18 protein-coding genes are annotated in these 18,285 nt (G+C 70.4%); 12 read left to right on the plus strand and 6 right to left on the minus strand.

Features of this window, described 5'->3' with window-relative positions; genetic code table 11:
- The first annotated feature begins 12 nt into the window (after positions 1–12).
- The gene (locus tag E1287_RS11490) at positions 13–672 is read left to right on the plus strand and encodes a response regulator transcription factor (protein WP_131964869.1); all 660 of its coding nucleotides are present in this window, start codon (positions 13–15) and stop codon (positions 670–672) included.
- Between the two features lie 66 nt (positions 673–738).
- The gene (locus E1287_RS11495) at positions 739–1,128 is read left to right on the plus strand and encodes a hypothetical protein (RefSeq protein WP_131964870.1); all 390 of its coding nucleotides are present in this window, start codon (positions 739–741) and stop codon (positions 1,126–1,128) included.
- Positions 1,129–1,184: 56 nt separating this feature from the next.
- Here E1287_RS11495 and E1287_RS11500 read toward each other — a convergent pair whose 3' ends face one another.
- On the minus strand, positions 1,185–1,751 hold the full coding sequence (locus E1287_RS11500; protein ID WP_131964871.1) for a thioredoxin family protein: 567 nt from the start codon (positions 1,749–1,751) through the stop codon (positions 1,185–1,187).
- A gap of 149 nt (positions 1,752–1,900) precedes the next feature.
- A complete protein-coding gene (locus E1287_RS11505; protein WP_131964872.1) occupies positions 1,901–4,390 on the minus strand; it encodes a DNA topoisomerase IV subunit A in 2,490 nt (829 codons plus the stop codon).
- A 147-nt stretch (positions 4,391–4,537) separates the two neighbouring features.
- Here E1287_RS11505 and E1287_RS11510 point away from each other — a divergent pair, with 147 nt between their 5' ends.
- Positions 4,538–5,701 (plus strand): lactate 2-monooxygenase, encoded by a 1,164-nt coding sequence (locus E1287_RS11510; protein WP_131964873.1) that lies wholly within the window; start codon positions 4,538–4,540, stop codon positions 5,699–5,701.
- Between the two features lie 52 nt (positions 5,702–5,753).
- On the plus strand, positions 5,754–7,028 hold the full coding sequence (locus E1287_RS11515) for an alpha-amylase family protein (RefSeq protein ID WP_131964874.1): 1,275 nt from the start codon (positions 5,754–5,756) through the stop codon (positions 7,026–7,028).
- A 3-nt stretch (positions 7,029–7,031) separates the two neighbouring features.
- On the opposite strand, the gene E1287_RS11520 is transcribed toward E1287_RS11515, so the two are convergent.
- The 4 genes from E1287_RS11520 to E1287_RS11535 all read right to left on the minus strand — a co-directional run bounded on the left by E1287_RS11520 (position 7,032) and on the right by E1287_RS11535 (position 9,782).
- Positions 7,032–7,724: a class I SAM-dependent methyltransferase gene (locus E1287_RS11520; RefSeq protein WP_131964875.1), complete on the minus strand. Its 693-nt coding sequence runs from the start codon at positions 7,722–7,724 to the stop codon at positions 7,032–7,034.
- Between the two features lie 39 nt (positions 7,725–7,763).
- The gene (locus tag E1287_RS11525; protein ID WP_131964876.1) at positions 7,764–8,510 is read right to left on the minus strand and encodes a glucose 1-dehydrogenase; all 747 of its coding nucleotides are present in this window, start codon (positions 8,508–8,510) and stop codon (positions 7,764–7,766) included.
- A gap of 80 nt (positions 8,511–8,590) precedes the next feature.
- A complete protein-coding gene (locus E1287_RS11530; RefSeq protein ID WP_131964877.1) occupies positions 8,591–9,172 on the minus strand; it encodes a TetR/AcrR family transcriptional regulator in 582 nt (193 codons plus the stop codon).
- A 40-nt stretch (positions 9,173–9,212) separates the two neighbouring features.
- Complete coding sequence (locus tag E1287_RS11535) at positions 9,213–9,782, minus strand: hypothetical protein (RefSeq protein ID WP_131964878.1); 570 nt, start codon at positions 9,780–9,782, stop codon at positions 9,213–9,215.
- An 811-nt stretch (positions 9,783–10,593) separates the two neighbouring features.
- Here E1287_RS11535 and E1287_RS11540 point away from each other — a divergent pair.
- From E1287_RS11540 to E1287_RS11575, 8 genes are all read left to right on the plus strand, one after another.
- Complete coding sequence (locus E1287_RS11540) at positions 10,594–11,658, plus strand: ATP-binding cassette domain-containing protein (RefSeq protein ID WP_131964879.1); 1,065 nt, start codon at positions 10,594–10,596, stop codon at positions 11,656–11,658.
- Complete coding sequence (locus E1287_RS11545) at positions 11,655–12,311, plus strand: methionine ABC transporter permease (protein WP_131964880.1); 657 nt, start codon at positions 11,655–11,657, stop codon at positions 12,309–12,311. Before E1287_RS11540 ends, E1287_RS11545 begins: the two co-directional genes overlap by 4 nt.
- A 20-nt stretch (positions 12,312–12,331) precedes the next feature.
- Positions 12,332–13,147, plus strand: coding sequence for a MetQ/NlpA family ABC transporter substrate-binding protein (locus tag E1287_RS11550; RefSeq protein ID WP_131964881.1), 816 nt, complete (start codon positions 12,332–12,334; stop codon positions 13,145–13,147).
- Between the two features lie 97 nt (positions 13,148–13,244).
- Positions 13,245–14,219 (plus strand): STM4015 family protein, encoded by a 975-nt coding sequence (locus E1287_RS11555; protein ID WP_131964882.1) that lies wholly within the window; start codon positions 13,245–13,247, stop codon positions 14,217–14,219.
- Positions 14,220–14,262: 43 nt separating this feature from the next.
- Complete coding sequence (locus E1287_RS11560) at positions 14,263–15,363, plus strand: STM4014 family protein (protein WP_131964883.1); 1,101 nt, start codon at positions 14,263–14,265, stop codon at positions 15,361–15,363.
- Positions 15,351–16,151 (plus strand): STM4013/SEN3800 family hydrolase, encoded by an 801-nt coding sequence (locus E1287_RS11565; protein WP_243718870.1) that lies wholly within the window; start codon positions 15,351–15,353, stop codon positions 16,149–16,151. Before E1287_RS11560 ends, E1287_RS11565 begins: the two co-directional genes overlap by 13 nt.
- Positions 16,115–17,440: an STM4012 family radical SAM protein gene (locus E1287_RS11570; RefSeq protein ID WP_131964884.1), complete on the plus strand. Its 1,326-nt coding sequence runs from the start codon at positions 16,115–16,117 to the stop codon at positions 17,438–17,440. Before E1287_RS11565 ends, E1287_RS11570 begins: the two co-directional genes overlap by 37 nt.
- The coding region (locus tag E1287_RS11575; RefSeq protein ID WP_131964885.1) for an STM4011 family radical SAM protein at positions 17,440–18,285 on the plus strand (846 nt) is incomplete at its 3' end. The genes E1287_RS11570 and E1287_RS11575, both read left to right, overlap by 1 nt.

Genomic DNA, 18,285 nt, shown 5'->3' on the forward strand with positions numbered 1-18,285 from the left:
AGGCGGGGCGCGGTGAGCGAGAAGACGAGGATCCTGGTCGTCGACGACCAGACCGTCGTGCGCGAGGGCCTGGTGCTGCTGCTCGAACTGCTGCCCGGCCTCGATGTGGCCGGGGCCTGCGGGGACGGCGAGCAGGCCGTGGCGATGGTCGCGGAACTGGATCCGGACGTCGTCCTGATGGACCTGCGGATGCCGCGCATGGACGGCGTCGAGGCGACCCGCCGGATCAAGGAGGCCCATCCGGACGTGGAGATCGTCGTCCTCACCACCTACGCCGACGACGAGTCGATCTTCGCGGCGCTGCGCGCCGGGGCCCGCGGCTACCTCACCAAGGACGCCGGCGCGGACGAGATCGCGCGGGCGATCGCCGCCGTCCGCGGGGGAGCGGCGCAGCTCGACCCGGCCGTCCAGCGCCGCCTCGTGGAGGCCGTCGCGACCGGTGACCGGCCCCGCGGTCCCGGCCGTGACGGGCTGCCGGACGGCCTCACCCGCCGCGAGGCCGAGGTGCTCGCCCTGATCGCGCGGGGACGCTCCAACGCCGAGATCGCCGGCGACCTGTTCATCTCCGAGGCGACCGTCAAGACGCACATCAACAACCTGTTCGCCAAGGCGAGCCTGCGCGACCGGGCGCAGGCCGTCACGTACGCGTTCAGGCACGGCCTCGCCGGTTGATCGTCGATCACCACGGTGCAAGATCTCGGTCAAAGGCCGGGCGGGCGCGTCCCGGCGGCCGGGAGCATGAAGACCGTGCTCAGAACCTGCATGATCGCGGACTACCTGCGCCCGTACGCGCAATGGCGGATCAACCGTCCCGACCCATGCGACGACGGCCGCAACGCACGCGCCGCGATCGGTCTCATCGACGCGGCCGCCTATGTGATGCAACTGGACGAAAGCGCCCGCGTCATCGTCCGCATGGCCGTCGCCGGCTGCTTCACCACGGGCCGTTTCAATCCGGGCGCCGAAGGCGAGCGACTGATCCGCTTCTGGCATTACGACAACGCCGACGGCGGGCCGTCCGACCTGCTCGAAGCCCTGGCCGCGGCAGCTGAACGCGGCCTGCGGTCGAAGAACGTCGGAGCCGTTGCGCTGCCGCGTCCGCGCGAGGGCGAAGCCACTCCCGCGTAACTCGACCGGCGTAACTCAGCCTTTGTGATTCCGCTGGTGTGATTACAAGCGCTGTATTACACCGGCTCGTTTCCGGGCTTCCATTTGATTCCGCAGCCGAGGCTCGGCGTGTGCGGCTCCGGCACGTCCTTGCCCGCCAGCACGAGGTCGAGCGCGGCCCGGAGCGACGCGCCGTCCGCCGGGACGTCGTTGCGCGGGCGGGCGCCGTCGAACTCGCCCCGGTAAGCGAGCCGCCGCTCCCGGTCGTACAGGAAGAGGTCGGGCGTGCAGGCGGCGCGGAACGCCCGGGCGGTCTCCTGCGACTCGTCCACCAGGTAGGGGAACGCGAACCCGGCGCGTTCGGCCTGCTCACGCAGGTGCTCGACGCCGTCGTCCGGATAGTTGACGACGTCGTTGCTGCCCACGGCGACCGTGGCGAGGCCGTTGTCCGCGTACTCGGACGTGACGGCGCCGAGAGCGTCCTCGATTCGGCGCACGTACGGGCAATGGTTGGACAGGAACGCCACCAGCAGGGCGGACGCCTCCGGGAAGTCGTCGTCCGACACCGTCCTGCCGTCGATGGACGGAAGGCTGAACGCCGGAACCGGGGACCCGAGCGGAACCATGAACGATGCGATCGGCATGCCGCCCATTCTGACGCACACGGTTCGTGGCGCGCCGCGGTCGTGGCGCGACCGCTCGTGGCGCACCCGGTCGTGGCGCGCCCCAGGTCGCGGCGCACCGGCTCGCGGCGCACCCGTTCGTAGTGCACCCGCTCGTGGCGGGCCCGGGGTCACTCCTCGGGGGCGTCCTCCTCTGGGGGCGGTGGGCCCAGGGGGCCGCTGATGGCGGTCAGGGGCTTGTCGAGTTTCTCGCCGGAGCCGTCCCTGCGTCCCAGAGTCACGTTCAGCATGGCCGGTTTTCCGTTGGCCGCTGCGGCGCGGAGCGGGGTCGGCGCCGCCCACGCCTGCAGCAGGACGTCCTCGCCCTTGAGGAAGCGGTGCGCGCGGACGCCTCCGGTCGCGCGTCCCTTGGCCGGGAAGTCGGCGAAGTCGGCGAGCTTGATCGCGCCGGTCTGGGTGCCGGGCAGCGCGGACGACGAGCCGGAGACCGTGATGACGCGGGCCTCGCGGGACGGGTCGATCGCGCCGAACCACAGGACGCGGGCGTCCGCGCCCAGCTTGATGCCCGCCATGCCGCCCGCCGCGCGGCCCTGGGGCCGGACGATCGAGGCGGAGAAGTGCAGGAGCTGCGCGTCGGTCGTGATGAACACGAGGTGCTGGTCGTCGGAGAGGAGCTGCACGGCGCCGATGACGCGGTCGCCGTCCTTGAGGCCGATGACCTCGAACTCGTCGCGGTTGGCGGGAAACTCGGGGACGACCCGTTTCACCACGCCCTGCTCGGTTCCGAGGGCCAGCCCGCCGCCCTCGTCGGTGACGGAGGCGATGCCCACGACCGTCTCGTCAGGTTCCAGGTCGACGTACTCGGTGACCGGGGCCCCGCCCGCCAGGGACGGCGGCGTCGCCGACGACGGGAGCGTCGGCAGGTCGAGGACGTCCACGCGGATCATGCGGCCCAGCGACGTCACCGCGCCGACCTGGCCGCGCGCCGTGGCGGGGACGACGGACGTCAGCACGTCGTGCGCGGTGCGGGGGCCGCTGTCGGGCAGCGGGCCGGGCTCGTGCGTACGGGCCATCAGGCCGGTGGACGACAGCAGCACCGTGCACGGGTCGTCGGCCACCTCCAGCGGGACGGCCGTCGCCGCGGCCTGCCCGGAGGATTCGAGGAGGATCGTCCGGCGCGGGGTGGCGAACTCCTTGGCGACCTCGCCGAGTTCCTTGGAGACGACGCCGCGGAGCTTCTTCTCGGATTCGAGAATCGCGGTCAGCTGCGCGATCTCCTTGGCGAGCTGCTCCTTCTCCTTCTCCAGCTCGAGCCGGTCGTAGCGGGTGAGGCGGCGGAGCGGCGTGTCGAGGATGTACTGGGACTGGATGTCGGAGAGCTCGAAGATCTGCATCAGGCGCTGCTTGGCCTGCGCGGCGTCGTCGCTCTGCCGGATGACCTGGATGACCTCGTCGATGTTGAGGAGGGCGACGAGCAGGCCGTCCACGAGGTGGAGGCGGTCTTCGCGCTTCTTGCGGCGGAACATCGAGCGGCGGCGGACGACGTCGATGCGGTGGTCGACGTACACCTGCAGCATGTCGCGGAGCCCGAGTGTGCGCGGCTGCCCGTCGACGAGCGCGACGTTGTTGATGCCGAACGTCTCCTCCATCGGCGTCAGGCGGTAGAGGTCCTGCAGGACGGCCTCCGGGTTGAACCCGTTCTTGATCTCGATGACGAGGCGGAGGCCGACGTTGCGGTCGGTGAGGTCCTTCAGGTCGGCGATGCCCTGGAGCTTCTTCGCGTTGACCAGTTCCTTGATCTTGGCCTTGACGCGCTCCGGGCCGACCGCGTACGGGAGTTCGCTGACGACGATGCCCTTGCGGCGCGGCGTCACGTTCTCGATGGTCGTGGTGGCGCGGGTGCGGAACGTCCCGCGGCCGTTGGCGTAGGCGTCGCGGATGCCGTCCAGGCCGACGATCTTGCCGCCGGTGGGCAGGTCGGGGCCGGGGACGTGGCGCATCAGGTCGTCGAGCGTGGCGTCGGGGTGGTCGATCAGGTGCCGGGCCGCGGCGATGACCTCGCCGAGGTTGTGCGGCGCCATGTTCGTCGCCATCCCGACCGCGATGCCGGACGCGCCGTTCACCAGCAGGTTCGGGAACGCCGCCGGGAGGACCTCGGGCTCGCGCTCCTGCCCGTCGTAGTTGGGGCGGAAGTCGACCGTGTCCTCGTCGATGGAGGCGACCATGAGCATCGCCTCGCGGGACAGGCGCGCCTCGGTGTACCGCATGGCGGCGGGCATGTCGTCGCCGCCGAGCGACCCGAAGTTGCCGTGCCCGTCGACCAGCGGCATCCGCATCGCCCAGGACTGCGCCATCCGCACCATCGCGTCGTAGATCGCGCTGTCGCCGTGCGGATGCAGCTTGCCCATGACCTCGCCGACGACGCGGGCGCACTTGACGTGCCCGCGGTCGGGGCGCAGCCCCATCTCGTTCATCGAGTACAGAATCCGGCGCTGGACGGGCTTCAGCCCGTCGCGCACGTCCGGGAGCGCCCGCTGGTAGATGACCGAGAGGGCGTACTCGAGGTAACTGCCGCGCATCTCGTCGGAGACGTCGACGTCGACGATGTTCTCTTCGAAGTCCGGCGGCGGGGGAGGTGCCTGGGATCCGCGTCGTGCCATGCCCACATTGTGGCCGGTCCCAGGGACAACTTTCGCCCGCCCCACCGGGTGTGGCGTCCGGTTCGCCTGATCGGTGCCGTTCCGTCACCTCCGCGGACCTGGCACATTGGTGCCGGACGGTTCCGATCTCCGCAGGTGGAGGTACCCTTGAGCGCGCTGGCCGACTTCCAGAACTCGATCTATCTGCAGGGGCTCGGCGACGTCGTCCCGGCGCTGCCGACGGACCTGACGAAGCTGGAGGCCCTCGCCGAGGGCTCGCTGTCGGCGCAGGCGTTCGGGTACGTGGCGGGAGCGGCGGGCAGCGAGGCGACCGCCCGAGCCAACCGCGCGGCGTTCGACCGGTGGCGGATCGTCCCGAGGATGCTCAGGGACGTGGCCGACCGCGACCTGTCCGTGCAGGTGCTGGGTACCGAAATGCCGTCCCCGGTGGTGCTCGGCCCCATCGGCGTTCTGTCGATCGTCCATCCCGATGGTGAACTCGCCGTCGCGCGGGCGGCGGCGGCAGAGCGCGTGCCGATGGTGCTGAGCACGGCGTCCTCGCACAACATCGAGGACGTGGCGGACGCGAACGGCGACGGGCCGCGCTGGTACCAGCTGTACTGGCCGAAGAACCGGGATCTCGCCGTCAGTTTCCTGGAGCGGGCCAAGGCGGCCGGGTACACGGCGCTCGTCGTCACTCTCGACACGTTCACGCTGGCGTGGCGTCCGCGCGACTTGGACCAGGCGTACCTGCCGTTCCTGCGCGGAATCGGCGTCGCCAACTATCTCAGCGACCCGGTCTTCCAGGGCATGGTCGGCGGCCCGATCACCGACGCCAACCGGGACCAGGCGATCCTGCACTGGGTCGCCAACTTCGGGAACCCCAGCCTGACCTGGGACGACCTGATCTTCGTGCGGGAGCACTGGGACGGCCCGATCGCGCTCAAGGGCATCCAGCATCCGGACGACGCCCGCCACGCCGTCGACGCGGGCATGGACGGCGTGATCGTCTCGAACCACGGCGGGCGGCAGGTGGACGGCGCCGTCGCCTCCCTCGACGCACTGCCGGGTGTGGTCGACGCCGTCCGAGACCAGGCGACGGTGCTGTTCGACAGCGGAATCCGCACGGGATCGGACATCGCCAAGGCGCTCGCACTCGGGGCTAAGGCGGTGCTGGTCGCGCGTCCGTACGCCTATGGGCTGGCGCTCGCGGGTCAGGCGGGCGTACAGCACGTCCTGCGCTGCCTCCAGGCGGAACTGGAATTGACGTTGGCGCTCTCGGGCTTCACCCGTCCGGACGAACTGAACCCAGAGTTTCTCGTACGCGCGTGACGGGAGGCTTGTGCGGCGTGACCGGGCGCGCCTCTGGGGTAGGGAGAGGCGCATGCGCTGGCCTGATCACGCAATCTGGTGGCACGTCTACCCGCTCGGCTTCGTCGGGGCCGAGCGCGAGGTCACGTCGGCTCCTAGGGAGGCGCGGCTAGGGCGGGTCACCGGCTGGCTCGACCACCTTCTGGGGCTCGGCTGCAATGGGCTTGCGCTCGGGCCTGTGTTCGCGTCCGAGACCCACGGCTACGACACCGTCGACCACTACCGCGTCGACCCGCGGCTGGGCGGCGAGGACGATCTGCAGAGGCTCATCGACGAGGCGTCCCAGAAAGGCGTCCGCATTCTGTTCGACGGCGTTTTCAACCATGTCGGACGGAGTTTCCCGCCGTTCGCGGACGTCGCCGCCAGAGGCGACGCGTCCCCGTACCGGACGTGGTTCCATCCCGACCTGCGCACGTTCGAGGGGCACGACCGCCTCGTCACGCTGAACCACGCCGAGCCCGAGGTCGCCGACTACGTCACCGACGTCATGGCCCACTGGCTGGAGCGCGGCATAGACGGCTGGCGCCTGGACGCCGCCTACGCCGTCCCGCCCGAGTTCTGGCGGACGGTCACGGACCGTCTCCGCGCGCGCTTCCCCGAGGCATGGCTCGTGGGTGAGGTCATCCACGGCGACTATGCGCGCCTGGTCGAACGCACCGGATTCGACTCTGTCACCCAGTACGAGCTGTGGAAGGCCATCTGGAGCTCCCTGAACGACCGCAACTTCTATGAACTGGCCCACGCCCTCGACCGGCACGACGGGATGCTCGACACGTTCGTGCCTCAGACGTTCCTCGGCAATCACGATGTGACCCGCCTGGCCAGCCGCCTGGGCGACGGACGTTTCCTCGCCCACGCGCTGGTGATTCTGCTGACCGTTGGTGGCGTCCCGTCCATTTATGCGGGTGACGAGTTCGCGTTCCAAGGCGTCAAGGAGGAACGGGAAGGCGGGGACGACGCGATACGGCCGGAGTTCGCAGAACGCCCTGACGAGACCGCCGGACATGGTGAGCCCTACCACCGGCTGCATCAGGAACTGATCGGGCTTAGACGCCGCCATCCCTGGCTGGTCCGCGCCCACAGCACGACGGAGACCCTGACCAACACGGCCTTCTCCTACACGGTCGGGTATGGCGAAGAGCGGCTCGCGGTCGTCCTGAACCTGGACGACGAGCCCGCCCAGGTGAACCTGCCCGCCGCCCACTGGACGACCATCGCCGGCCAGGCCGTCTTCGCCGATGACGGCGCGACCGTGCCGCCGACGGGCTGGGCCATCGCCCGGCCATGACGCTCACGAGCGGCGGGCCAGCACCAGGCTTCCCCGTTTCGTCACCGGGAGGGGCGTCCTGAGCCGCCGGGCGGCCTCGGCCGCCTGCGACCGGGGCACGTGGCGGGCGATCAGGTAGTCGCGGACGGCGTCGTGGTCGGGAAGCGTGATCAGCGGCGCGTCCCACCGCTCCACCTCGACCTCGCCGAACACCTCGCAGACGCGGTCCGGGGCCTCCTCGGCGTCGAACGTCGTCGGCTCGGGACGCCATACGGGCGACAGTTCGGGGCTGTCGGTCCGGCAGATCGCGGTGACGAGCAGGACGCCGCCTGGCGCGAGGACGCGGCGGGCCTCGCGCAGCGCGAGACCGGGATCGTCCAGGTGGTAGAGCATGTTCACGGCGACGGCGGCGTCGAACGTCCCGTCCCGGAAGGGCAGGCGCAGCGCGTCGGCCCGGACGCGTGGCCTCGGATGGGCGCGCAGGAGGGCGGCGGACGCGTCCAGCCCCACCAGCCGGAACGGCGGCGGGTGGGGGAGGGCGTCGCTGAGCGCGCCCTCCCCGCAGCCGATGTCCAGGACGAGGGACGGCCCGCCGTGCAGCAGCTTCGAGGCGATGTGGTCGTGCAGGCTCCGCGCCCCGATCAGGTACTTCCTGGTGACCCTGGAGGCGAGGCGGAAACGCTCCGGGTCCGAGTCGTAGTCGGGTGTGAGGGCCATGGACTGAGTCTGCCCGGTGAACAGCGCTGAAAAGCGCCGTCAGGCAGTGGCGCCGCCGTCCACGACCAGGTCGTGCCCGACGACGTGGCTGGACGCGTCCGACGCCAGCCACAGGACCGTCTCGGCCACCTCGGACGTGTCCGCCACGCGTCCGGACGGGGCGGCAGTGCGCATCCGCTCAGCACGCTGGGCGCGGGTCTCGCCCGGCAGCAGCGACATCGGCGTGTCGGTGGCGCCGGGGCTGACGGCGTTGATGCGGACGCGCTCGGCGATGTGGTCGAGGGCCGCGGCGCGGGTGAGAACGCTGACCGCCGCCTTGGACGCCGCATAGGCGGCCAGGCCGGGACGGCGGCCGTGCGCGCCGATGTTGGATGCGACGTTCACGATCGTCCCGCCGCCGTGGCCGCGCATGTGCGCGATCTCGTGCTTCATCGACAGGAACACGCCGGTCAGGTTCACCGCGAGGACGTCGTCCCAGGCTGCCTCGTCGACGTCGGCGAGCGGCCCGGCGGCGCCGAGGATCCCGGCGTTGTTGACGGCGACGTGGAGGCCGCCGTGGCGCGCGGCGACGGTCTCGACCATCCGGGCGACGGCGGACGTGTCGGTCACGTCGGTGATGACGTGGTCGGCGCACGGGCCGATCTCTTTGGCCGCGTCGGCGAGCGCGGCCGCGTCGCGTCCGGCGAGGACGACCGTGGCGCCCTGGCGGGCGAAGGCGTGCGCGATGGCGCGGCCGATGCCGCCCGCGCCGCCGGTGATGAGCACGGTGCTGCCGTCGAACGTCATGAATCCGGCTCCTAGATAATAGATCGATCGTTCTTGAATTGGATCGCAGAAACCCGCCTTCTGCCGGAGACGGGAAGGAATCAGTCGAAGACGGCCAGCGCCTCGCGTGTCGCGTCATGGAGGCGGTTGTCGTCCGCGGGCGCGCGGCCCAGTACTCGAAGGCCCTGGAAGAAGACGACCAGGAACCGGGCCAGCGCGCGCGGGTCCCGATCAGGCGACAGCTCGCCCTGCGCGCGAGCCCGGGTCAGCGCCGAGGTGAGCGACGCCTCCAGGAAGTTCCAGCTCGCCTCGACCAGGCGAGCGGCCTCGGGATCGCGCGCCGCGAGCTCGACCGCGGTGTTGACGACGAAGCAGCCGTGCCTCGGCCGGTCGCGCGACGACTCCGCCGCATAGCGCTCGATCAGCGCCTTGACCTGCGGCAGGACGGGCCCCGGCTGCGACAGCGCCTCCGCGATCGCCGGGTCCGTCGTCCGCAGGTAGTGCTCGAACGCCTTCAGGTACAGCTCGTGCTTGCCGCCGAACGTCGCGTAGATGCTGGCGCGGGCGACGCCCAGATGCGCCACGAGATCGGCCATCGACGTCGCCTCGTATCCGCGCTCCCAGAACAGGTCGAGGGCGCGCTGGAGGGCGGCGTCCGGGTCGAACTCCTTCGTCCGTGCCATGGCCGGGACGATAGCCCTTTGGAGAACGATCGGTCAAATATCAGAGCTGCGGCCTGGCGGGGACGGCCGGGCGGTCGAGGTCCAGGGCGTCCAGCACCGACCCGTCCGCCGCGAGGGCCTCGACGATCGGGCCGCGGCGCGCGCCCCACACGACGGCGACGTGGCCGTGCGCGGGGACGTCCAGCAGCCGCTTGCCGACCCGGATCCGCGCGACCTCCGCCGACGCGCGCAGCCGCGCCTCGTTCACCCACTTCGCGCCCCACGGCAGCAGCCGGTTGGCGTTGCGGACCGTCCGGCCCGACCCGTACTTCAGCAGGTGGCGGCCCATCTCGCCGGACGAGCGGCGCGCCAGGGGCTCGTCGGGAGCCGACCCGCCGGCGCCGCCGAGCTCCATCCACTCGCCGTCGCGGCGGTGGAACGTCCATCCCTCGATGAAGCCGGGCGCCGCGCCGGCCCACTGGTGCAGGAACGTGACAACGGCGACGTCGCCGTCCATATCGAGCCCGAGCGGAAGGAAGTCCCGTCCGTCGTCGCGGGCGGCGGGAGCCGGGTCGGGGAGGCCGTCCCGGAGGAGCCGCATGCACTCCTCGCGGACCTCGTGGTCGTTCATGGTGCGGGGTGGTCGTTCATGGTGCGGGACCTCTGGATCGTGCAGGCGAGACAACGTGCGGGCAGGACAAAGGGCCCTCCCGCGAGAGGGCCCTCACGTTGGACACACTCTAGAGGTCCGGCTCGTCTGGTTTCACCCGTCTGGTGTACTCCCGTCCATGCGCTGCCACACGCCCTTCATCTAGCCTTCAGCCCGCTCGCTCCCGGATGTTGCGGACGTCACAGGAGTCAACTCCCACACCCCGGAGCGACGCGGCATTTAAGTTCACCCGCTACGTGATGCGCACTCCTCGCGGCCCGCAAACAGGCAACACGCCTGCTCCATAGCAACCACCCCCGGCGACCATGCTCCGCGCCAGCTTGCTCGTGGTCACCGACACCGCCGTCAAGGTCCCGCGGGCCCACCGGCCTTTGGACCTTCGCGACGAAGAGTGACGGTGACCACACCGCCCGGGTTTGCGTCATTTCTGTGGAGCGGGTTAACTGCTGACATGACCTCCGTACGCCTGTGCCTTGAGCACCGCCCGCAGACCGCGCGGGCCATGCGGCGTATGTGCTGTCGTCGAATGTGTGACCGCTGAGGGCCCCTGCCTGAGCCTCGCGCCCCGAAGCGAGCGGATCCCGACACGCGAGTCACGCATGAACATCGAACGTCATCTGCTGAGCCACGCCCCATACCCGCCCGGCCTCTCCTGAGTGCGCCTGTGCCCGGCTGAGTTTCGCGCTGCTGTGGTGCGCCTTGCTGTGGCGTGTCCCGACCTGTTCACCGCCGCCCGACCGGCGGCCTTCCGTCCCGCATGGATTGATTCCCTGTGATTCAGATCGAAAAGCTTCGAAAGGTGTACCGCGGCCGCGGCCGCGAGGTGACCGCCGTGGACGGCGTCGACCTGACCGTCGCCGAGGGCGAGGTCTTCGGTGTCCTCGGACGCAGCGGCGCCGGGAAGAGCACGCTGCTGCGCTGCGTCAACCTGCTGGAACGTCCGGACGAGGGCCGTGTCGTGATCGACGGCCGGGACCTGCTCGCCCTGCGCGGTGGCGAGCTGCGCAGGGCGCGCCAGGGCATCGGCATGATCCACCAGCATTTCGGCCTGCTCGGCAGCCGGACCGTCGCCGGCAACGTCGCGTTCCCGCTGGAGGTCATGGGCGTCCCGCGCGCCGAGCGGGCCCGCCGCGTCGCCGAGCTCCTGGACCTCGTCGGGCTCACCGAGCATGCGAAGGCGTACCCGGCGCGGATCTCCGGCGGGCAGAAGCAGCGCGTCGGCATCGCCCGCGCCCTCGCCGGACGGCCGAAGGTGCTGCTGTCGGACGAGGCCACGTCCGCGCTCGACCCGGAGACGACCGCGTCCATCCTGGAGCTGCTGCGCGACCTCAACCGGCGGCTCGGCCTCACGATCCTGCTGATCACCCACGAGATGGACGTGGTCAAGAGCATCTGCGACTCGGCCGCCGTCATGCGGGACGGCCGCCTCACCGAGCAGGGCCCGGTGACCGGGCTGCTCGCCCGTCCGGGCTCCGAGCTGGCCCGCGGCCTGTTCCCGCTGCCGCCCGCCGAGCCCCGCGACGGCCACACCCTCGTCGAGGTCACCTTCGTCGGCGGCGCCACCGATGAGCCGTTCGTGTCGGCGCTGGCCCGCAAGTACTCCCTGGACGTCAACATCCTCGGCGGCGCCGTCGAGACGATCGGCGGCGAACGCGTCGGACGCCTCCAGCTCGAACTCCCCGGCGACCCGTCCCTGAACGCCGCCCAGCTCGCCTTCCTACGCGAGGCAGGCCTCGCCGTGACCGTCAAGCCCCCCACTGCCGACCCGACCCCTGTTGGGACGGCTGGCGCCGACAAGGCGGTCGCTGCTCACGATGTAGAGGAGGACGTTCGATGAGCTGGGATGAGGTCACTCCGCTGCTGTGGCCCGCCACGGTCGACACCCTCTACATGACCGGTGTGGCGACGCTGTTCACCGCCGCGCTCGGGCTGCTGCTCGGGGTGCTGCTGGTGGTCACCGAGCGCGGTGGGCTGCTGCCCGCGCCGCCCGTCAACAAGGTGCTCGGCGTGGTCGTCAACATCGGGCGCTCGCTGCCGTTCCTCATCCTGATGGTGGCGATCATCCCGTTCACCCGGACGGTCGTCGGCACCAGCATCGGGAACGCGGCCGCGATCGTCCCGCTGACGGTCGGCGCCATCCCGTTCTACGCGCGGCTCGTCGAGATCGCGCTGCGCGAGGTGGACCCGGGCGTGATCGCCGCGGCGGACGCGATGGGCGCCACCCGCCGGGAGATCGTCGGCAAGGTCCTGCTGCGCGAGGCGCGGCCGGGCCTGGTGTCGGGTCTGACCGTCACCGTGATCGCGCTGATCGGCTACACGGCCATGGCCGGGACGGTCGGCGGCGGCGGGCTCGGCAACCTCGCCGTCGTCTACGGCTACGAGCGCTTCGAGACCAAGGTCATGGTCGCGACCGTGGCGCTGCTGATCGTCCTCGTCCTGATCATCCAGGCGGCGGGGGACCTCGTGGCCCGCCGCCTGACCCACAGATAACGCAGAGAAAGGCACCTGTCGTGCTACGCAAGATCACTGTCGCGCTGGCCTCCGTCGGTCTCCTCGCGGGCCTGACCGCCTGCGGCTCGTCGGCGGCGTCGGACGATCCGGACGCCCCGCTGAAGGTCGCGGTCAACCCCGTCCCGCACGGCGACATCCTGACGTACGTCAAGGACAATCTGGCGTCCAAGGCCGGGCTGAAGCTCGAGGTCGTCACGTTCAGCGACTACCAGCAGCCGAACACCGCGCTGAAGGAGAAGCAGGTCACGGCCAACTACTTCCAGCACGTGCCGTTCATGGAGGAGTTCGAGAAGAAGTCCGGGACGACGCTGTCGTTCGTCGCGCCCGTCCATCTCGAACCGCTCGGCGTGTACTCGAAGAAGGCGACGAGCCTGCAGGCCGTGCCGCGGGGCGCGACGGTCGCCGTCCCGAACGACCCGGCCAACGAGGGTCGCGCGCTGAAGCTGCTCGCCGGGAACGGCCTCATCACGCTGAAGCCGGACGCGCCCGCCACCGCGACGGAACGCGATATCGCGAGCAATCCGAAGGGCCTGAAGATCAAGCCGCTGAAGGCCGCGCAACTGCCCCGCTCGCTGGACGACGTCGACCTCTCGGTCATCAACGGCAACTACGCGATCGAGGCGGGCCTCGCGCCGAACAGGGACGCGCTCGCCGCCGAGAAGCCCGAGGGCAACCCGTACGCGAACGGCGTCGTCACCCTTCCGGAGGACAAGGACGACCCGCGCGTGAAGAAGCTCGTCCGACTGCTGCAGGGCCCCGAGGTCAAGAAGTTCGTCGAGGACAAGTACAAGGGCTCGGTGCTCGTCGCCTCCTGACCGCGGGTCCTGATCGCGACAAACGCGGGAAAGTGCGGCGTACTGTCCGTCGCTCCTGATAGGACAGGGCCGACGATCTCGCTCGCGAAGGGGACCCATGGGCGTTTACGAGCACCTTGAGGAGTACGCCGGCCTGCCGGTGGCCACGTTCAACGAGGAGACGGGGGTGGACGACGACACCGAGGAGGAGGACGACGGCCGCGGGGCGGCGCCCGCCGGCGATTTCCCGCCCGCGGCCGAGGCGGCCTGGTACGTCGGGACGTCCTTCAGCGAGGAGCCGTTCGCCGACATCTTCGCGCGGTTCCTGCGGACGATCGACACCGCCGAGGTCACGGCATTGATCATCGGCTACTGGGGCGCCTCCTACGACGACGACGTCGCCGACCCGGTCGAGCTGCTGTGCGGGGCGGCCGCGTCCTTCCCGAAGCTGAAGGCGCTGTTCCTCGGCGACATCACCGGCGAGGAGTCGGAGATCTCCTGGATCGAGCTCTCCGACATCTCGCCGCTGTTCACCGCGTTTCCGGCGCTGGAGCGGTTCGAGGTCCGCGGCTCGCAGGGGCTGACGCTCGGACCGATCAAGAGCGAGCGGCTGAAGGTCCTGAGGTTCGAGTCGGGCGGGCTGCCGGGGCACGTCGTCCAGGCTGTGGGGGCGAGTGAGCTGCCGGGCCTGGAGCACCTCGACCTGTGGCTCGGCGAGGAGAACTACGGCGGCGACTCGACCGTCGCCGACCTGGCCCCGCTCCTCGGCGGCGAGCGGTTCCCGGCGCTGCGCCACCTCGGCCTTGAGGACAGCGAGATCCAGGACGAGATCGCGGCCGCGGTCGCGGGCGCGCCGATCGTGGCGCGGCTGGAGTCGCTCAGCCTCGCGATGGGCATCCTCACCGACCAGGGCGCGGAGGCGCTGCTCTCCGGCCAGCCGCTCACGCACCTGCGCAAACTCGACCTGCACCACCATTTCCTGTCGGACGCCATGGTGGAGCGGGTGAAGGCGGCGCTGCCCGGCGTCGAGGTCGATCTGGACGGCCAGGAGAAGCCGGACGGCGACTGGCACTACATCGCGGTAGCCGAATGACCCAGATCCTCGGCGTTTCTGGACATTGCGTCCCGGTGGCGGGATGACGTTCGCCGTCGTCGGCACGCCCGGCGACCGGCGTCCCGCGCTGTTCGCGGCCGCGTGCCGGTCGTCCGGGCTGCCCGAACCCAGGCTCATCGCCTGGACGGACGTGCTGCGCGGCGCCGAGATCGTCCTCCGGCCCGGCGACCTGCTGCGCGTCGACTCGCCCGGCGAGGACCCGGAGGCCGACGCGCTGCTGCGCGGCCCCGGCGCACCGGCCCGGGTGGGCGGCGGGGCGCGCTGGCACCGGACGTTCACGGCGGCGCTGGGCCGGCTGTCGGCGGCGGCGCCGGCGGCCGGGGCGCGGCTCCTCGGCGACGTCGAGGAGCTCGCCGTCATGTTCGACAAGCGGCTCGCGCATGCCCGCCTCCAGGCCGCCGGAGTGCCCGTCCCGCCTGCCCTGCCGCAGGTCGACGGGTACGCGGCGCTTCGTTCGCGGATGGACGAGGCGGGGGAGCGGCGGGTGTTCGTCAAGCCGGCGCATGGCTCGTCCGCGTCCGGGGTGGTGGCGCTGCAGACCGCGCCCGGCGCAGGGCGGGGCCGGATGAGGGCCGTGACCTCGGCGTTCATGGCGGGGGACAGGCTGTTCAATTCGCTGCGCGTCCGCACCTACGAGACCGAGGACGAGGTGGCCGCCCTCATCGACGCGCTCGCGCCGGACGGCCTCCACGTGGAGCGGTGGCTGCCGAAGGCCACGGTCGGCGGTCGCGTCTTCGATCTGCGCGTCGTCGTCATCGGTGGCGAGCCCACGCACGCCGTCGTCCGGACGAGCCGTCACCCGATGACCAACCTGCATCTGGGCGGCGCAAGGGGCGACCTATCGGCAGTGCAACGCGCCCTTGGGGAGAACGGTTGGCAGCGGGCACTGGACGTGTGCGCGCGGGCCGCCGCCTGTTTCCCGGGCAGTCTCATGGTCGGGGTGGACCTGCTCGTCGGCCAGGGGATGAGGCGCTTCGCCGTCTGCGAGGTCAACGCGTTCGGTGATCTGCTGCCCGGCCTGACCGGCTTTCCCGGCGGTCCCGCCGAGGGCCTGGACACGTACGGCGCCCAGGTCAGAGCCGCCCTCCAGTTGAGAGCCGCACTGCCCGTATGTACGACATGAACCGGGTCATCGGCAGCCATGACGTGCTGCTGGTGACCCTCGACACGCTGCGCTACGACGTGGCCGCCGAACTGGCCGCGTCGGGTGAGACGCCCACGCTGACCGGGCTCCTCCCAGAGGGCCGCTGGGAACGCCGCCACACGCCGGGCAGTTTCACGTACGCCGCGCACACCGCGATGCTCGCCGGTTTCCTGCCGACGCCTGCGTCCCCTGGACCGCACCCTCGTCTCTTCGCCGGAACGTTCCCCGGCAGCGAGACGACCACCGATGGCACCTGGACGTTCGACGCCGCCGACCTGCCGTCCGGGCTCGCGGCGGTCGGCTACCACACGGCCTGCGTGGGCGGCGTCGGGTTCTTCAACAAGCAGACACCACTCGGATCAGCGATTCCGTCGCTGTTCGCCGAGAGCCACTGGGAACGCGGGTTCGGAGTGACCGACCCGGAGTCGCTGCCCAACCAGATTGACCGCGTCGCCGAAATCATGACGCGGCTGCCTTCCGAACGCCGCCTGTTCCTGCTGCTGAACGTCGCGTCCCTGCACCAGCCCAACTGGTTCTACCTGGACGGCGCCACACCCTCCAACGGGGACACGCGCGCCAGCCATGCCGCCGCGCTAAGGCATGTCGACGCCCACATCGGACGGCTGTTCTCCCTGATGCGCCGCCCCTGCTTCGCCATCGTCTGCTCCGACCACGGGACGGCGTACGGCGAGGACGGCCACGTCGGGCACCGCATCGGCCACGAGGTCGTCTGGACCGTCCCATACGGGGAGTTCGTTCTGTCGTGAATCAATACCAGGCGTACGTGTACGCATACCCGCACAAGACCGCCTACCGTCCGCTGCCTACACCACCTGCACTATCTGATGTATGGGCTGACGAGCCGCGCGATTCGCTCTTTCTCTATATGCACGTGCCCTTCTGCGAAATGCGGTGCGGCTTCTGCAATCTGTTCACCCGAACTGGCGCCCCCGAAGAGCTGACCGGCGCCTACCTGGATGCGCTCGACCGCCAGGCCACCGCCGTCCTGGACGCCCTGGATGCTCTGGACGGCGAAGGCTCGTTCACCACCGCGGCGTTCGGCGGCGGCACGCCGACCTACCTCACCGCGCCCGAACTGGAACGTCTCTGCGACATCGCCGGACGGTTCCCGGGATTCGGCGCGGTTCCGCTCGGCGTGGAGACGTCCCCGGCCACCGCGACCACCGACCGGCTGACAGTGCTCGCCGAACGAGGGACGACCCGGATCTCCATCGGCGTCCAGAGCTTCCGTGACGAGGAGGCGCGGGCGGCCGTCCGTCCCCAGAAACGCGCCGAAGTCGAGGCGGCGCTCGACCGCATCCGTGCGGTGGGCTTTCCGACCCTCAACATCGATCTCATCTACGGCATCGACGGCCAGACGCCCGCGACCTGGACGCACTCCCTGAACGCTGCCCTGGCCTGGCATCCTGAAGAGATTTATCTCTATCCGCTCTACGTCCGTCCGAAGACCGGGCTCGAACATCGCGCCCAAGACTGGGACGACCAACGCGCCACCCTCTACCGCATCGGCCGGGACCATCTCTTGGGCGAAGGCTACGAGCAGGTGTCGATGCGGATGTTCCGCCTACCTTCTGCCACCGCCAACGGCACCGAATACTGCTGCCAGACGGACGGCATGGTCGGCCTAGGTTGCGGAGCCCGTTCCTACACGTCCCGCTTGCACTACTCGTTTGAATACGCCGTCGAGACGAGGCACGTGCGCTCCATCATCGATGACTACGTGCGCGAGGACGATTTCACCACCGCCCGCGTCGGTTTTGAAATGGACGACGACGAGCTCCGTCGGCGGCACCTCGTCCAATCCCTATTGCAAGTGACCGGCCTCGACCGGACGCTCTACTACTCGCGCTTCACCACAGACCCACTGGACGACTTCACTGCCGAGCTCACGTCGTTTCACGACCGCGGATGGCTGGAGACGTCCGACAGCACCGTCCGGCTGACTCCGGAAGGGCTCGCCTACTCCGACGCCATCGGCCCGGCACTGTTCTCACCGCGCGTCCAGGCGTTGATGGCCTCTTACGAGGCCCGCTGATGGAGCACCTGACCATCCTCTACCGGGGACCACTCGCGAGCTGCGATTACGACTGCCCGTACTGCCCCTTCGCCAAGCGCCGCGACACCCCGGAGCAGCTCCGTGCCGACCGCGCAGCACTCGGACGCTTCACCGCCTGGGTCTCCGCACAGAACCACCGCGTCTCCGTGCTGTTCACCCCCTGGGGCGAGGGCCTCGTCCGATCCTGGTACCGGCGCGCCCTCGTCGACCTGAGCCATCTCCCGCACGTCGAACGGGTCGCGATCCAGACGAACCTGAGCCACCGCCTGTCGTGGACGTCCGACGCCGACCTCACCCGCCTCGCGCTCTGGGCGACATACCACCCCGGCCAAGTGCCGTACGACCGCTTCCTCGACAAATGCCGCGATCTGGCGGCGCGCGGCGTGCGGTACAGCGTCGGCATCGTCGGCCTGCCCGAACACCTCGACGCCGCCCGGAGACTCCGCGCCGACCTGCCTGCCGAGACGTACCTGTGGGTCAACGCCGCCGAAGGACACGTCTACGGCGACGCCGAGGCCGACGCCTGGACCGCCGTCGACCCCCTGTTCCCGGTGAGCCGCCGCCCGCACGCCAGCCGTGGCCTCCCCTGCCGGACGGGCCACACCGTCGTCTCCGTGGACGGCGACGGCACCGTCCGCCGCTGCCATTTCGTCCCCGCCGTCCTGGGCAATCTCTATGACGGCTCGTTCCGCGACGCCCTCGCTCCCCGCCCTTGCCCCCTCGACACGTGCGACTGCCACATCGGCTACGTCCACCTCGAACCGCTCGGCCTCTACGACACCTTCGCGGGAGGCGTCCTCGAACGCATCCCCGCCCTCCTCGCC

This window comes from Actinomadura sp. KC06 (assembly GCF_004348735.1).
Taxonomy (GTDB): domain Bacteria; phylum Actinomycetota; class Actinomycetes; order Streptosporangiales; family Streptosporangiaceae; genus Spirillospora.

Excerpts from the sequence above, each read along its gene's own strand:
- E1287_RS11495 (WP_131964870.1), top strand. The coding sequence starts at position 739 with ATGAAGACCGTGCTCAGAACCTGCATGATCGCGGACTACCTGCGCCCG.
- E1287_RS11500 (WP_131964871.1), bottom strand. The coding sequence starts at position 1,751 with ATGCCGATCGCATCGTTCATGGTTCCGCTCGGGTCCCCGGTTCCGGCG.
- E1287_RS11505 (WP_131964872.1), bottom strand. The coding sequence starts at position 4,390 with ATGGCACGACGCGGATCCCAGGCACCTCCCCCGCCGCCGGACTTCGAA.
- E1287_RS11515 (WP_131964874.1), top strand. The coding sequence starts at position 5,754 with ATGCGCTGGCCTGATCACGCAATCTGGTGGCACGTCTACCCGCTCGGC.
- E1287_RS11520 (WP_131964875.1), bottom strand. The coding sequence starts at position 7,724 with ATGGCCCTCACACCCGACTACGACTCGGACCCGGAGCGTTTCCGCCTC.
- E1287_RS11525 (WP_131964876.1), bottom strand. The coding sequence starts at position 8,510 with ATGACGTTCGACGGCAGCACCGTGCTCATCACCGGCGGCGCGGGCGGC.
- E1287_RS11530 (WP_131964877.1), bottom strand. The coding sequence starts at position 9,172 with ATGGCACGGACGAAGGAGTTCGACCCGGACGCCGCCCTCCAGCGCGCC.
- E1287_RS11535 (WP_131964878.1), bottom strand. The coding sequence starts at position 9,782 with ATGAACGACCACGAGGTCCGCGAGGAGTGCATGCGGCTCCTCCGGGAC.
- E1287_RS11545 (WP_131964880.1), top strand. The coding sequence starts at position 11,655 with ATGAGCTGGGATGAGGTCACTCCGCTGCTGTGGCCCGCCACGGTCGAC.
- E1287_RS11555 (WP_131964882.1), top strand. The coding sequence starts at position 13,245 with ATGGGCGTTTACGAGCACCTTGAGGAGTACGCCGGCCTGCCGGTGGCC.
- E1287_RS11560 (WP_131964883.1), top strand. The coding sequence starts at position 14,263 with ATGACGTTCGCCGTCGTCGGCACGCCCGGCGACCGGCGTCCCGCGCTG.
- E1287_RS11565 (WP_243718870.1), top strand. The coding sequence starts at position 15,351 with ATGTACGACATGAACCGGGTCATCGGCAGCCATGACGTGCTGCTGGTG.